The sequence below is a fragment of the Nocardia asteroides genome, from assembly GCA_019930625.1.
Classification (GTDB): Bacteria; Actinomycetota; Actinomycetes; order Mycobacteriales; family Mycobacteriaceae; genus Nocardia; species Nocardia sputi.
In genome coordinates this window covers 2,893,343-2,906,505 of sequence record CP082844.1, presented here as the reverse complement: position 1 = coordinate 2,906,505, position 13,163 = coordinate 2,893,343, and the positions used below count along the sequence as shown (strand labels likewise).

The window sequence follows — 13,163 nt, the reverse complement described above, 5'->3', positions numbered from 1 at the left end:
TAACCTGAAGTATTGTTGAGGTGAGTAGGGAGGAGCGTGCATGTCGACAGCAGCCGATTGGCGGGCGAAAGAGCTGACCCCGGGGCAGCTTTCCGAGCGTAGTGGAGTGGCGGTCTCCGCGTTGCACTTCTACGAACGGGAAGGACTGATCACGAGTAGACGCACCAGCGGGAACCAGCGCAGATACGCCCGCGAGACCCTGCGCCGCGTGGCGTTCATCCGCATCTCCCAGCGCGTCGGCATACCGCTGAGCGAGATCCGGGCAGCCCTCGATCAGCTACCCGAGGGCCGCACTCCGACCCGGCGCGACTGGGAGACGCTGTCGACCGCGTGGCGCGCCGACCTCGACGACCGGATCACCCAGCTGATCCGCCTGCGCGACAGCCTCACCGGTTGCATCGGCTGCGGCTGCCTGTCGCTGGGCACCTGTCGCCTGGTCAACGAGCACGACCGGCTCGGCGCCGAGGGACCCGGCGCGCGCGTGCTCGACGTGCATCTCAACTGCCCGTCGAAGCCAGCAGCCTGCTGAACCGCGCGCTGGTGCGGCGCATCACGAACTCGTAGGGGAAGGCGAATTTGCGCGCCCACCAGTAGCCGAATCGGATGTCGAACGAGCTGTAGACCAGGAACCGGTTGCGTTCGATCCCGCGCAGGATCGCCGTCGCCACCTTCTCCGGCGGCACCGCGTGCTCGGCGAAGGCCGCGGTGAGCCGCTTGATCTTCGGGTCCTCCTTGTCCACCCCGACCAGCTCGACGCTGCGCACCAGCGGCGTGTTCACCGCGCCCGGCGCCACCAGGTGCACCGTGATGCCGTGTTGCGCCAGATCGAAGCGCAGGACCTCCGACACGCCGCGAATGCCGTATTTGCCCGCGCTGTATGCCGCGTGCCACGGCAAGGCGAGCAGACCCGCCGCGGAGGACACGTTCACCAGCGCGCCACCCTTGCCCGCGCGCACCATCGGCGGCACGAAGGTCTCGATGACGTGGATCGGGCCCATGAGATTGACCTCCACCATGCGCCGCCAGTGCTTGTGCTCCAGGTTCTCCACCGTCCCCCAGACCGACGTGCCCGCGATGTTCATGACGACGTCCAGGCTGCCGAGTTCGGCGTGCACCCGATCGGCGAAGGCGCGCACCGCGTCGTAGTCGGTGATATCCAGCGCTTCCGCCAGGGCGACGCGGCCGCCCGCGGCGCGGATGTCGGTCACCGTGGCGTCCAGGCCTTCGGCATCGATGTCGGTGAGCACCAGTTCGGCGCCGTCCGCTGCGGCGGCCATGGCGGTGGCCCGGCCTATGCCGCTGGCGGCACCGGTGACCAGAACCTTCCCCTCGCGCACCGTCGTTCGACCCGCTCGCCCGCGACTTCTACCCAGCACTGCGCATCCCATCTCGAATCGCCGAATCGGTTTCCCGCAGGGTAGTCCAGGCGACGGTCTCCGACCGCAACGCCGTTACCGCCCGAGCACCGCGAGCATGCCCGCGACGGCGCGCGGCCAGGTGAACTGCTCGGCGCGGCTGCGTGCGGCTCGGCGCCGACCGGCCTGCGGCATGGCCAGCACGTCGCTGACCGCCTGCGCGAAAGCGGACGGATGATCGGCGGCCACCGCGCCGCAGTCGGCGGTCACGATGTCGGCCAGCGCCGAGGATCGGCTGGCCACCACGGGTGTGCCTGCCGCGAGCGCTTCCAGAGCGGCGAGTCCGAAGGTCTCGTGCGGGCCCGGCGCCAGCGAGACGTCCGCGGTGGCAAGCAGTTTGGCGACCATCTCGCGGTCGGAGATGAAACCGGTGAAGTGCACGGCGGGCACCCCGCCGGGCAGCGGAGCCAGCGCGCGAGCCCGCCGTTGCAGCGCGTCCCGGCGCGGCCCGTCCCCCGCGACGACCAACCGCGCCTCGATCCCGGCGTCGCGCAACGCGCCGACCGCCTCGATGCTGCGATCCACCCGCTTCTCGACCGACAACCGGCCGCAGTGCACCAGCAGCGGATGACCGGGCACGCCGAGATCGGCCCGCAGCCCGCGATCACGCCGGTCCGGGCGGAACAGCTCGAGGTCGACACCGAGCGGGACCAATTCGACATTCGCCGCGCCGATGCGCTGGAACTCCTCGCGCGCGAACCGGGTGGTGCACACCACCATGTCGTAGTCGGTGGCGGTGCGCCGGTTGGCTACGTCGGCGCACCGGCGCGCCACCGGGCCGGGCAGCACCTGCCCCAGCAGCCGGTCGAGCCGCTCGTGCGAGATCATCACGCCGGTCACGTCGCGACGCCGCGCCCAGCGACCGAAGCCGCGCAGTGTCAGCCGGTCGGACACCTCGAGCACGTCGGGCCGCAATCCGTCCAGGACGTCGGCCACCCGGCGGGGATCCGCGGCACGGTAGCCCCCGGTCCACGGAATGGCCAGCGCGGGCAGCGTGATCCGCACGACCCCCGTGGGCAGGATCTCCTCCGATCGGCGCGGACCCGGCACGATCAGCACCACGTCGTGGCCTGCGGAGACATAGCCCTCGCCGAGGTGGTGCAGCGCCGTGCGCAGCCCACCCGAACGCGGACCGTAGAAGTTCGCAAGCTGAACTATGCGCACGTGGCCGATGTTGCAGCGGATCGGGTTACCGGCGACCAACGGTGGGTGAACGGCCGTGAAAGAAAAGGACAACCAGCCGCCCACCGGCGGATGCGGCCGTGATCTCAGTGCGCGGGCAAGCCGCGCCCGGCGCGGGGCAGATCCAGATCGAGCGGGATCCGGCCTGCCACGAGATGCTCCTCGACCTGCTCGGCGGGCATCGGCCGCGCGATCAGGAAGCCCTGCGCGCGGTAGCAGCCGAGGCCGACCAGCGTCCGCGCGGCGACCGCCGTCTCGACGCCCTCTCCGACGACGCCCAGCCCGAACGAGCCGGCCAAGCCGATGATGGACTTCACGATGGCCAGATCGTCGGTGCTGGCGCCGAGCCGCTGCACGAACCCCCGATCGATCTTCACCGCGTCCACCGGCAGCGCCTTCAGATGCGACAGCGAGCTGTAGCCGGTACCGAAGTCGTCGATGGCGATCTGCACGCCCATCCGCTTCAATCCGCGCAGGGTGACCTGCGTGCGGGCCAGATCCTGGACCACGACGTGCTCGGTGATCTCCAGGCACACAGAGCTGCCGTCGATGCCGAACAGGCGAAGGATGTCCTCGATGCGCTCGACGAAATCGAGGCTGACCAACTGCACCGGCGACACGTTGATCCGCATCACCACGTTGCCGGCCATACCCCGCCTGCGCCATTCGGCGAACTGCGCGCACGCCGACCGGATGACCCAGCGTCCGAGCTCACCGGCCAGGTTGGTGGCTTCGGCGACGGTGACGAACGCGGCGGGCGGCAGCAGCCCCCTGGTCGGGTGCAGCCAGCGGACCAGCGCCTCCAGCGCGACGATGCGACCCGTGCGCAGGTCCACCTCGGGCTGGTAGTGCAGCAGCAGCGAGCCGTCCGACACCGCGCCGCGGAGGTTGAGCTCCACGTCGTCCTGGAGTTCGAACTGGGCGCGCATGGTGTCGGTGAACACCGCGACGCCGTTGCCGCCGCCCGACTTCGCCGACAACAGCGCATGATCGGCGCGTCGCAGCACGTCGGCGACAGTGGTCTCACCGGGGATGCCCAGCGCCACTCCGACGCTGGCTCCCCGGCTGACGGACTCGCCGCCGACGGTGACGCGCCGGGCGATCAACTGCTGGATCCGGTTGGCCTCGTATTCGGCGGCCACCGCGTCCATCGGTTTGGCGGGCACGATGACGAACTCGTCGCCGCCTAGTCGGGCGATCATGTCGTTCGGGTCGAGGTTCTCCCGCAATCGCGTCGACAACGTGCGGATGAAGTTGTCCCCGGCGGTGTGACCGAGGAAGTCGTTGAGAGCTTTCAAGCGGTCCAGGTCGAGGAAGAAGGCCGCCACCGGGCCGGGGCTACCGGAACGTAATCGCTCTTCCATGTGCTCGAGCAGCGCTCGCCGGTTCGCCAGGCCGGTCAGGTCGTCGTGCAGCGCGATATATCGGAGACGTTCCTCCGCGACCACCCGCGCCTGCAATTGCGCGAAGAGCGCCGCGATGGCTTTGAGCACGTTGAGTTCGCGGGTGCTCCACTCCCGGTCACCCGACTTGACGAACCCGAGCACGCCGGTCGGCTCGCCCCGCGACAGCAGTGGCACGGCCGCCGAGGTCACTCCGGCGATGCCGGACCCCCGGCGGACGGTCTCCTGGTAATCGGCGAACTCCGGGGTCGGACGGGCGACCATCGGCTCGGTCGCGTTCTCCAGCGCACGGAACACCGGGTCGGCGCCGTCGAAGTAGATCACGCCGAGCGGGTCCGGATCCGGCACGTGCTGCCGGTGCGGCCACTCCGCGATGAGCACGGTTGCTCGACGTTCACGGTCGGTGTGGCGCACGTAGCTGAAGTCCACGTCGAAGTACTCGACCAAGTGCGCGAGCACGCGTTCGGTGGCGGCGACCATCGTCGTGGCGTCCACACCCATGAGCTCAGAGGCGACCTGGGTCACCAACGAGTCGAGTGTCCGCCGTGGCACATTGTCTCCGATCGCGCTAACTACTGGTGTCCACACCGAGCACCGGACGCCGCCTGCTGCGTACGGTGGCGGCGGAGGCGTAGCTCAGGCGAAGCACCAACGCCATGGTCTCATGCTCAGGCACTTCCAGCAGGTCCAGGAAACGGCCCTGAAGTGACGCTAGTGTATCCGTGAAGTCGGGGGAAATCGCAGCAAGTTCCGCCGGGCGTCGGGCGTAGAGGTATACCGGCGAAATCGGTTGCACACACAATCCGAGGCGCTCGGCCTGCACCCAAACCCGCGCGACCGCCGCGCCCGCCTCCGCGTAGTCGGTCAATCGCGGGTCGGTCGCCTCGAACGTCACCGCCAGAATGGCCGAGCTGGACCGCACCCGGTCACCGGTGTATTTCCCCAGCGCCGAACCACCCGACCAGGAGCGCAACTGCGCCATGACGTCGGCGCGGGTGGTGATCTCGAATGCCGCCCACTCGTCGTCGGTCAGTTCCAGGCTGCGGGCATCGATCCCGGTCTCCGGGTCGTCGTCCGGCCAACGAACTTCGGCGAGCATTTCCTCGTATAACCGGGGCGTGAGATAGCGGATTCGATCGGAATCGCTCAGCAAATGCGCAGCTGCTTCGATGCCCCGCCGGTCCACCACCGCACGCACGTGCGCGCCGGCCGATTCGGCGGTTTCGGCGAGGGCATCGAGTACCCCGTCGGCCAGTCTGGCCCCGGTGCCGACCCTGCGGTTGGTCTCGCGCCGCAATACGGCGGGATAGTCGGCGGCCATTTCGGCGCTCCGGTCGTTTCCCAGCCGCAGGCGCGCGACGAGCAGGCCGGACCCCGGCGCACCCTCGATGAACTCGTGCGGGCCGAGAATCCCGTGCGCGGCCGCGGCGACCCGCGCGTTGTACACGGCCGCGCCGAGCGCGACGGCGCTGCCGCGATAGCCGATATCCATCGCGGTGCTGTGCTCCGGCGCCAGCTCGATGAAGATGTCGCTCGCTGCGGCTCGCAGCGACCAGGGCTGCATGTTTCCGCCGGACGGCGCCCGCTGCGCGCAGGCCAGGACACTGTCGACGGGCCCCGCAACGGCCTCCGGCGTCGCTTCGGCCCACACCGGCTCGTCGTTCGGCGGCGGATCGGCCAACTCGTCGAGATGCTGTTCCACGTCGACCCGCACGCGACCGGAATCCAGCTTCCACCCCAGTCCGATGCGCCGGACGGCGGCGACCACGCTCGCGGCGCCGAGCGTGACGTCCCCGGCCAGCTGCGGCCAGCTGGTCACCGTCTCGCCGACCTCGACCAGGCTCGCGCCCAGCCGCGGTGACAATGCGGCAGCGCCGAGCAGCTTCACCACGAACGGGGCCTTCTCCCTCGAAGTCAGCCCGCGCAAGTCCTGTGCGCGGACGTCGCCGAGTAATCCGTGAAACGCCGGGCGCTGAGGTTCCAGATCGAAACGCTCCACATCCAGCAAACCCCGATCGCTGGTCTCCATCAGGACGGGAACGCGGTGCCGGGCCGCCGCCTCGCGAACCACCAGTTTCATATCGAGCGAATCACATTCCTCGACCACGATCGCGAGCCCCGCCAAGAACTCGTCCACCGAATTCTCGTCGACGCCGGATTCGAAGACCTGTACCGGCAGATAGGGATCCAACTCGGCAATACGGCGCGCGGTTACCACCGCTTTGTTGACGCCGACGTCGAACAGCGTTCCCGCAACCCGGTTCAAATTGGACAACTCGATTTCATCCAAGTCGGCCAAGCGTAATTCACCGCAAACGCCCTCGAGTGCGAGCAGATGCGCGATAGCGTGCCCCGCGCTTTGTCCGATGATCCCGATCGTTTGTCCGGCCAAGCGATCCTGCTCGGCTCTGGTCAGTTTGTTCCGATTGCGGTCCAGCCGAATCATCCGGAAAGTACGCGGCCCCGGCAATCCGACCACCGTCGCGCGCCACGGATAGTAGATCCAGCGATCCGCCTCCGGGCCTTCCGCGATATCCGGCGCGGCGACCATTCTTTCGTACTCCACGTGCAACGACGCACGTAGATCGAGGAATTCGATGTGCGGGTCCGCGCGCAACCCGGCGAGTATCCGGGCATCTTCCGGATCGGTGGAGTCGAGGATCAGCGGCCGGTGGTCCGCTACTCGGTTGGGGTCATCGCCCATATCCGCGCCGGCCCTCCGTCCCACAGCCGATCGCGCACCGCGTGTCGAGCGGACGTGCGGCCGGCAGGCCGAGCGCGTCCTGTTCGGCGTGCGTCAGCGACCGCTGCGCTTCCTCGGCGAACACGGCGTAACCGCGGGTGTCCCACCACAGCGGAACGGTCTGGTAGCGCTCGTCCGGATACGGCACCGAAGGGATGTGCTCGGCGGGCACCGCCCCGCAGGCCGAATGACGGGCCACGGTGAACGATGCCACCGTCGCGAAGCCGTAGCGCGCGCCGAGCAGGCGCGCGCCGTGCAGCACGGTGCGCGAGATCGCGGCGCCCAACTCGGCTCGCTTGGCCGCGTCGCGCGCGACCCACGCCCCCTTGGCTTCGACCACCCCGTGCGGTATCCGATCGGCGATCATCCGGCGCACCTCCTCGGCGCCCGGATGACCGGCCCACTCGACCAGCGCGTGCGCCTGCTCCGCGTCGGTGTAGGGCCCCTGCATCCGCACCCCGGCGACCATGTCGCCGTCGGCGTCGAGCGCGGCGAAGAACAGCGACGTCGATTCGCCGTCGGCGACCGTGTCGTATTCGAGTGCGTGTTCGACGCCGAAGCGCCGGTAAACATCCAGTGCCCCGCCGAGATACCGGTGCCAGAGCTCCGGTGACACACCCGGTTCGGAGACAAAGAACGCACACTCGGATTGCGCGTCGTAATACCGCCGCACTCCCCGCCCACGGGAGTTCCTCGGCACGACTGCAATCAGATCCACAGTCATGTTGTTCCTACTCCATCGCCGCGCCGCCCTGCGCGATAGTCCAGCCCGATCCAGCCCGATGCAGCCCCCACGGCCTGAGCCGAGATGAAGTTGCCCAGGGCAGTATCCGTCATCGGGCAGGAATTGACCAGCCGTCCGGCTAATCTTCCGAAAACTCTCCGGTACACCGACTATTTTCCCAGGTCAACCGGCAAGCAATCAGTATCGAAAATAACGTGGAGACCAGTTGGTTCGGAGATAGTTACTATTCAGCAAGCTAAACGAGGATCGAAATGAACAACTCGACCGACTCCGGCCCGTGCCAGATCTCGATTTCTTCCCGATAGGCGCGAGTGATCTCGGCGGACGCCGTCGCGTCATCGACCTGCGCCCAGGCGTCCTCCACCGGATCGTGATAGTCGCCGTTGGGCGCGAAGCGGGCATAAACGCCTTTCGGCACCCGCACCAGGACATCGCCCACCGGCACGACGTCCGGGGAGGGGTACTCGAAGCAGACCACCGCGTTGTAGTTCCCGGCCGGGTCCGGCACGTACACCGTGTACATCGGACGATCCTCGCCCGCCCGGTCACGCAGCCGGTCCTTGAGGAAGTCGATCAGGTCGCTGTTGCTGACCTTGAAGCTCGGGCGCACGCGCGGAACCACCAGCCCGCCGTAGATCGCCTCGGCACGCACCACGATCGCATAGCTCATCGCGCGTCTACCGCCAAGTACAGATCGATCTTGTAGGCGTGCGGATAACACTCGAAATCGCCGGTATAGGTGCGCTTGATCTGGTTGTGCTCCTCGGCGTAGGCGATCTGCGTCCACAGGTCGGTCATCACCTGCGGGAAGTTACCGACCGAGGAGAACCGGGCGTAGGCGCCGCGCGGCAACCGGGCGACCAAGTGACCGCGGGTGACGTCGTCGAAGGAGGAGCACTGGTAGCCGACGATCTGCGTGTTGTAGGTGCCCAGCTCCCCGGTGTAATCGGTGTAGGCGCTGGCCAGCGGCCCGCCGAGTTCCTGGTGCAACACCGCAGCCCACGCGGCCTCCAGATCGCGGTCACGCAGTTCCCCGAGCGCGCGTTTGGGGCTGCGCACCGGCAGCCCGGCAACCCACGTCTCGTCCCGCTCGACGATTTCAAACTGCATGAAAAGACTCTTTCGATGGAAGCCGGAGGTGAACCACCGCATCCGGTCGGTCGGAATCGCCATGCTACCAACCCGGACCGGGTGGTACCGATCACATGTCCAGCCCGAAGGACGCCCGATCACGTCGCTGAACTGGACAGATGTCCGAAGCGGTCCGGCACGCGCGAGGCGGATCGTCACGGGGCGGCATCGGCCCGCACGGCTGATGCATAGTGGGCATGATCGTCCGGTTCGCCGATCCCGTGGCACCGCCGAACGGAGCGCTGATGAATGAGACCCCGATCTTCGACCGACATCGCCGTACCGCCGCGGCAGCCGGGCCGTGGCACCGGTGCGAGCGCCATATGGGGCGTGACGACGCCGACCCGAGCACCCCGCACTGACGTGTGCCGGACCATCGCAGAACTCGACGCGGCGGTCGCCGACTGCTTCGCCTGCCCACGCTTGGTCGCCTGGCGCGAACTCGTCGCGAAACAGAAGCGGGCCGCCTTCCGCGACCAGACCTATTGGGGCCGCCCGGTCCCCGGATTCGGTCCGGGGGACGCGCGGATGCTGATCGTCGGACTCGCGCCCGCCGCGCATGGCGGCAACCGGACCGGCCGTATGTTCACCGGCGACCGCAGCGGCGATGTGCTCTACGCGGCGCTGCACGCGGTCGGTCTGGCCAACCAGCCGACCGCGGTCGGTGTCGACGACGGCCTGCGACTCGACGGCGTGCGGATCACCGCCCCCGTGCACTGCGCGCCGCCGGACAACAAACCGACGCCGGAGGAACGCGATCGTTGCAGCCACTGGCTGGAGACCGAACTGGGCCTGCTGACCCCCACCGCGCGCTCGGTGGTGGTGCTCGGCGCGTTCGGTTGGCAAGCCCTGCTCCCGGTGCTGGCGCGCGCCGGATGGGTCGTCCCGCGCCCGCGACCGAAGTTCGGCCACGGCGCGCACGTGGAACTGACCGCGACCGACGCCGACCGTAGCCCGCTGCACCTGTTCGGCTGCTACCACGTGAGTCAGCAGAACACCTTCACCGGCCGCCTCACACCGGCCATGCTCGAGCAGGTACTCGCCGAAGCGGCGGTGGCCGCCGGGCTCGACGTGCGGCGAAGTCACGCACCGCGCGGGTGATCGGGCTCGCAACCGGCGCCGATCCAGCGAGTCAGACGTGGTCGACGAGTGCGGGATGACCCGCTTCGTGGGCGCAGTGCGCGCAGCAGAAGTAGTCGCCGCGCGCCTCGACGCCATGGCCGAGGATGCGGCAGGAACAGTGCGTGCACGTCGGAGCCATGGCGTTGATCGCGCATTCGAAGCTGTCGAACGTGGCGGACTCGCCGTCCCGGGTGATGGTGAACGTCTTGTCGTACTCGTTTCCGCAGGTGTCGCAGGTGGCCATGAGGTTCACGGTCCTCTCGCGTCGATGGGAAGAGCGTCGCAGTTCGCGGTACCCACCCCTGAGGACGCAAAACGGACCCGGGGGCCTCAGGCCAGGCGCAGCGCACCGACCGGGCAACTGTCGACGACCAGCTCCAGAAGTTCCCGCTCCGACGGCTCGACGGTCTCCGGCGGCGCGACGATTCCGTCGCCACCGACCCGGAACAGGTCGGGCGCCAGTGCTTCACACATGCCGTGCCCCGCGCACACGATGCGGTCGGCGACGATTCTCATCGGTCGATCCGCTCCAGCCGGATGGGCAGTCCATCGGCAGGCACCGGACCCGTCCCGGCGACCAGCGGCATCCGGTAGCCGTCCGGCACGCTCCAGCGATACCGCAACAGCATCTGGTGCACAACGGCTTTGACCGTCATGCCGCCGAAGTAGAGGCCGATGCACTTGTGCGCGCCGCCGCCGAAGGGCGCCCACGCGAAGCGGTGCGATTTGTCCTCACGGCGGTGGTCGGCGAAACGCTCCGGGTCGAAGGTGTCGGCGTCGTGCCAGTACTGCTCGGTGCGCATGAGGCCGTACGTGCCGCAGAGGATGAACGTCCCCTTCGGCAAGTAGTAGCCGAGGATGTCGGTGTCGGCGATGGTCTGGCGGACCTGCTGGGCCACCGGCGAGTAGACCCGCAGCGCCTCCTTGAACGCGAGGTCGAGCGAGGGCAGGCGGTCGAGATCGTCGTAGTCCAGCGTGGGCTTGCCCAGCGCGAGCGATTCGGCGCGCAGCCGCTCCTGCCATTCGGGATGCCTGCCGAGCTCGTAGACGAGCATGGACGCGGCGATGGTGCTGGTGTCGTGGGCGGCCATCATCACGAAGATCATGTGCTCGACCACCTCGCTGTCGGTGAAGGTCTCGCCTTCGGCGGTGCTCGCCCGGCAGAGCACGCTGAACAGGTCGTTGCCGCCGCCCGCGCGCTTGGCGGGCAACTCACGGCGGAAGTGCTTCTCGAGCACCCGGCGCCCGCGCACGCCGCGGGCCCACACCCCGCCGGGCACGTTCGCCCGGATCAGCGCGGCGCCACCGCGCACCGCGTCCTCGAAGGCACGCTCCAACCGTGCGGCGTCCTCGCTGAGCTCGGCGCCCGCGAAGACTTCGGTGGCCTGCTGGAGCAGCAGTTTCTTGATCGCGCGGTAGACGCGGAAGTCGTCGGCGGGCTCCCACCGCGCCATGCCGCGGGTGATCCGCGGCGTTGTCATGTCCAGGTAGCCGATCAATCGCGGACGCGTGAACGCCTGCTGCATGATACGCCGATGGTAGAGGTGGTCGTCGAAGTCGCGCAGCAACAGTCCGCCGTGGAAGAACGGGCCGATCAGCCACTCCCAGGCCCGCTGCGCCGACAGCACCTTGTTCCGGTCCAGCATCACCGCCTCGTAGCCCTCCGGGCTGCCGATCGTGACCATCCGCCGACCGAGCATGCCGAACCACTGCACCGGGCCGAGGCGATCGAATCTCGCGCGCGCGAACTGGATCGGATCGGCCAGCGCGTGCAGGGTGTAGCCGATGCCGGGGAGCCCGAAGTCGCCGAGCACCGGTTTCAGTCCGCTGCCCGGCGGCGGATCGGCCAGCGGACGCACCCGCACCGGATACCGCGCGACCAACCGCGCGGCACCACGCTGCGCGCGCCACGCCCAAGTGGCCCGCGCCTGGCGGACCGTGTCGTTGACCTCGTCCATCGACTGGGGCACAAGCAGACTCATGACCGTCTTCCCTTCGCGACACTGCGATGATCCGACGATATAGGAAACACACGTTTCCGTAAACGTTTGTTTCCCAATTTTGACTGTGTCAAGCTGGCGTGGTGACCCGTACCGTCAGCGGCACCTACCGCGGAACCTCCACGGCCGAGCGCCGGGAGAACCGGCGCAGGAGGCTGCTCGACGCCGCCCTGGACATCATGGGCACCCAAGGCCTGTCGGCATTGACCGTGCGTGGAGTGTGTGAACAGGCCAAGGTCGGCCCGCGCTTCTTCTACGAAGCCTTCCCCGACCTCGACGCGCTCGCCTCCGGCGTGCTGGCCGAGATCCAGCAGGCGGCGCTCGACCGGGCCAAGGCCGCGATCGCCGAGACCACGGGCACCCCGGGCGACCGGATCCGCGCCGGGGTCGCCGCCCTCATCGTCGAACTCACCGACGATCCGCGGCGGGCGAGAGTGGCGTTCGCCCAGACCTACGGCGACGAGGCGCTGATGCGCAGCCGTTTCGCGGGCATGCGGCAGGTGGCCGACGTCATCATCGAGCAGACCCGCCTGGTACTCGAGCTGCCCGAAGGGCAGGACACCGCGATCGCCGCCACATCCCAGCTGATCACCGGCGGCGCGGCCGAACTGGTCCTGGTCTGGCTGGACGGCGGGCTCGACGTCGACCGTGACGGACTGATCGCCCTGCTCGCCGATTTCACCGTCGCGATGATCGATCGGCTGCCCGCGGTCGCCGGACGGCTGTCGGGCCTCACACCAGGTTCTTGATCAGCGCGGACATCAGCGGCTCGCGCAGTCCCGGTAGCGCCGAGAAATCGCCCGCGACGACTCGGTTGGTGGCCAAGGAGACCACCGCGCCGATCACCGCCTCGCCCATCAGCCGCTGATGCGGCCGGGTCGTGCCGAACGCCGCCGCGAATCCGTCCACCAAAGCGGCCTGGGCCGCCAGCCGCCGCTGGAGTACCGGCCGTCCCGCCGCATACACCTCCACCAGGAACACCTTCGCCACCTGCGGCTCCTGCGCCAGAGTGGACAAGTACGCGTCGAGGGCGCGATCCATCCGCTCGAGCGAGGTGCCGTCGGCCGCGAGCGCGTCCCCGATCCGGGTCATCACGATCTCCACGGCCATGTCGTAGGCGGCAAGGAAGCACGCCTCCTTGTTCGCGAAATGCTGATAGAAGGTCATTCGCGAAACCCCGGCTCGTTTCAGGACGTCCGCCACCGTCGCCGCCGCGTAACCCTTGTCCGCGGCCGCTTCGATCATCGCAACGAGCATGCGGGCGCGCTGGGCGGCCACCACCTCTTCCGGCGCGATGCCGTGGTTGCCGCCGTGCAGTTTTCCGCCCGCCCGCGCCTTCAGCAACGATCCTCGCTCCACATCCCGATGCTATGCATTCGCCCCTCCGGGCGCGTGTCCTTCGAACACCGCCGCCCACGATCC

14 protein-coding genes are annotated in these 13,163 nt (G+C 68.5%); 3 read left to right on the top strand and 11 right to left on the bottom strand.

Annotated features, from left to right (window positions below):
* The first annotated feature begins 40 nt into the window (after positions 1-40).
* Positions 41-529, top strand: a complete 489-nt coding sequence (gene soxR / locus K8O92_13175; protein ID UAK34702.1) for a redox-sensitive transcriptional activator SoxR — start codon at positions 41-43, stop codon at positions 527-529.
* Here the strand turns inward: soxR and K8O92_13170 are convergent.
* The 7 genes from K8O92_13170 to K8O92_13140 all read right to left on the bottom strand — a co-directional run bounded on the left by K8O92_13170 (position 498) and on the right by K8O92_13140 (position 8,598).
* On the bottom strand, positions 498-1,388 hold the full coding sequence (locus K8O92_13170; GenBank protein ID UAK34701.1) for an SDR family oxidoreductase: 891 nt from the start codon (positions 1,386-1,388) through the stop codon (positions 498-500). The two genes, soxR and K8O92_13170, sit on opposite strands and share 32 nt — an antisense overlap.
* Before the next feature lie 63 nt (positions 1,389-1,451).
* Complete coding sequence (locus K8O92_13165) at positions 1,452-2,579, bottom strand: glycosyltransferase (protein ID UAK34700.1); 1,128 nt, start codon at positions 2,577-2,579, stop codon at positions 1,452-1,454.
* Positions 2,580-2,683: 104 nt separating this feature from the next.
* Positions 2,684-4,501: an EAL domain-containing protein gene (locus K8O92_13160; GenBank protein ID UAK35667.1), complete on the bottom strand. Its 1,818-nt coding sequence runs from the start codon at positions 4,499-4,501 to the stop codon at positions 2,684-2,686.
* 67 nt (positions 4,502-4,568) lie between these two features.
* Complete coding sequence (locus K8O92_13155; protein ID UAK34699.1) at positions 4,569-6,704, bottom strand: Rv1355c family protein; 2,136 nt, start codon at positions 6,702-6,704, stop codon at positions 4,569-4,571.
* Positions 6,694-7,467 carry a hypothetical protein gene (locus K8O92_13150; protein ID UAK34698.1) on the bottom strand — a complete coding sequence of 258 codons (774 nt, stop codon included), beginning with the start codon at positions 7,465-7,467 and terminating at the stop codon, positions 6,694-6,696. The genes K8O92_13155 and K8O92_13150 overlap by 11 nt, the downstream gene beginning before the upstream one ends.
* A gap of 256 nt (positions 7,468-7,723) precedes the next feature.
* The gene (locus tag K8O92_13145) at positions 7,724-8,158 is read right to left on the bottom strand and encodes a GyrI-like domain-containing protein (GenBank protein ID UAK34697.1); all 435 of its coding nucleotides are present in this window, start codon (positions 8,156-8,158) and stop codon (positions 7,724-7,726) included.
* Positions 8,155-8,598, bottom strand: coding sequence for a GyrI-like domain-containing protein (locus K8O92_13140; protein ID UAK34696.1), 444 nt, complete (start codon positions 8,596-8,598; stop codon positions 8,155-8,157). The genes K8O92_13145 and K8O92_13140 overlap by 4 nt, the downstream gene beginning before the upstream one ends.
* A 270-nt stretch (positions 8,599-8,868) precedes the next feature.
* Here K8O92_13140 and K8O92_13135 point away from each other — a divergent pair, with 270 nt between their 5' ends.
* Positions 8,869-9,720, top strand: coding sequence for a uracil-DNA glycosylase (locus tag K8O92_13135; GenBank protein UAK34695.1), 852 nt, complete (start codon positions 8,869-8,871; stop codon positions 9,718-9,720).
* Between the two features lie 31 nt (positions 9,721-9,751).
* On the opposite strand, the gene K8O92_13130 is transcribed toward K8O92_13135, so the two are convergent.
* The 3 genes from K8O92_13130 to K8O92_13120 form a co-directional block, all read right to left on the bottom strand.
* Complete coding sequence (locus tag K8O92_13130; protein UAK34694.1) at positions 9,752-9,985, bottom strand: hypothetical protein; 234 nt, start codon at positions 9,983-9,985, stop codon at positions 9,752-9,754.
* An 86-nt stretch (positions 9,986-10,071) separates the two neighbouring features.
* Positions 10,072-10,257: a ferredoxin gene (locus tag K8O92_13125; GenBank protein UAK34693.1), complete on the bottom strand. Its 186-nt coding sequence runs from the start codon at positions 10,255-10,257 to the stop codon at positions 10,072-10,074.
* Positions 10,254-11,699, bottom strand: coding sequence for a cytochrome P450 (locus K8O92_13120; protein ID UAK35666.1), 1,446 nt, complete (start codon positions 11,697-11,699; stop codon positions 10,254-10,256). Before K8O92_13120 ends, K8O92_13125 begins: the two co-directional genes overlap by 4 nt.
* A 125-nt stretch (positions 11,700-11,824) precedes the next feature.
* On the opposite strand from K8O92_13120, the gene K8O92_13115 reads away from it, so the two are divergent.
* Complete coding sequence (locus tag K8O92_13115; protein UAK34692.1) at positions 11,825-12,490, top strand: TetR/AcrR family transcriptional regulator; 666 nt, start codon at positions 11,825-11,827, stop codon at positions 12,488-12,490.
* Here the strand turns inward: K8O92_13115 and K8O92_13110 are convergent.
* The gene (locus tag K8O92_13110; GenBank protein UAK34691.1) at positions 12,474-13,100 is read right to left on the bottom strand and encodes a TetR/AcrR family transcriptional regulator; all 627 of its coding nucleotides are present in this window, start codon (positions 13,098-13,100) and stop codon (positions 12,474-12,476) included. The two genes, K8O92_13115 and K8O92_13110, sit on opposite strands and share 17 nt — an antisense overlap.
* Positions 13,101-13,163: the final 63 nt, after the last annotated feature.

Bases quoted from the DNA above. Each gene is read 5' to 3' on its own strand.
- soxR (UAK34702.1), top strand. From the start codon at position 41: ATGTCGACAGCAGCCGATTGGCGGGCGAAAGAGCTGACCCCGGGGCAG.
- K8O92_13170 (UAK34701.1), bottom strand. From the start codon at position 1,388: ATGGGATGCGCAGTGCTGGGTAGAAGTCGCGGGCGAGCGGGTCGAACG.
- K8O92_13160 (UAK35667.1), bottom strand. From the start codon at position 4,501: ATGGGTGTGGACGCCACGACGATGGTCGCCGCCACCGAACGCGTGCTC.
- K8O92_13155 (UAK34699.1), bottom strand. From the start codon at position 6,704: ATGGGCGATGACCCCAACCGAGTAGCGGACCACCGGCCGCTGATCCTC.
- K8O92_13150 (UAK34698.1), bottom strand. From the start codon at position 7,467: ATGACTGTGGATCTGATTGCAGTCGTGCCGAGGAACTCCCGTGGGCGG.
- K8O92_13145 (UAK34697.1), bottom strand. From the start codon at position 8,158: ATGAGCTATGCGATCGTGGTGCGTGCCGAGGCGATCTACGGCGGGCTG.
- K8O92_13140 (UAK34696.1), bottom strand. From the start codon at position 8,598: ATGCAGTTTGAAATCGTCGAGCGGGACGAGACGTGGGTTGCCGGGCTG.
- K8O92_13135 (UAK34695.1), top strand. From the start codon at position 8,869: ATGAGACCCCGATCTTCGACCGACATCGCCGTACCGCCGCGGCAGCCG.
- K8O92_13130 (UAK34694.1), bottom strand. From the start codon at position 9,985: ATGGCCACCTGCGACACCTGCGGAAACGAGTACGACAAGACGTTCACC.
- K8O92_13125 (UAK34693.1), bottom strand. From the start codon at position 10,257: ATGAGAATCGTCGCCGACCGCATCGTGTGCGCGGGGCACGGCATGTGT.
- K8O92_13120 (UAK35666.1), bottom strand. From the start codon at position 11,699: ATGGACGAGGTCAACGACACGGTCCGCCAGGCGCGGGCCACTTGGGCG.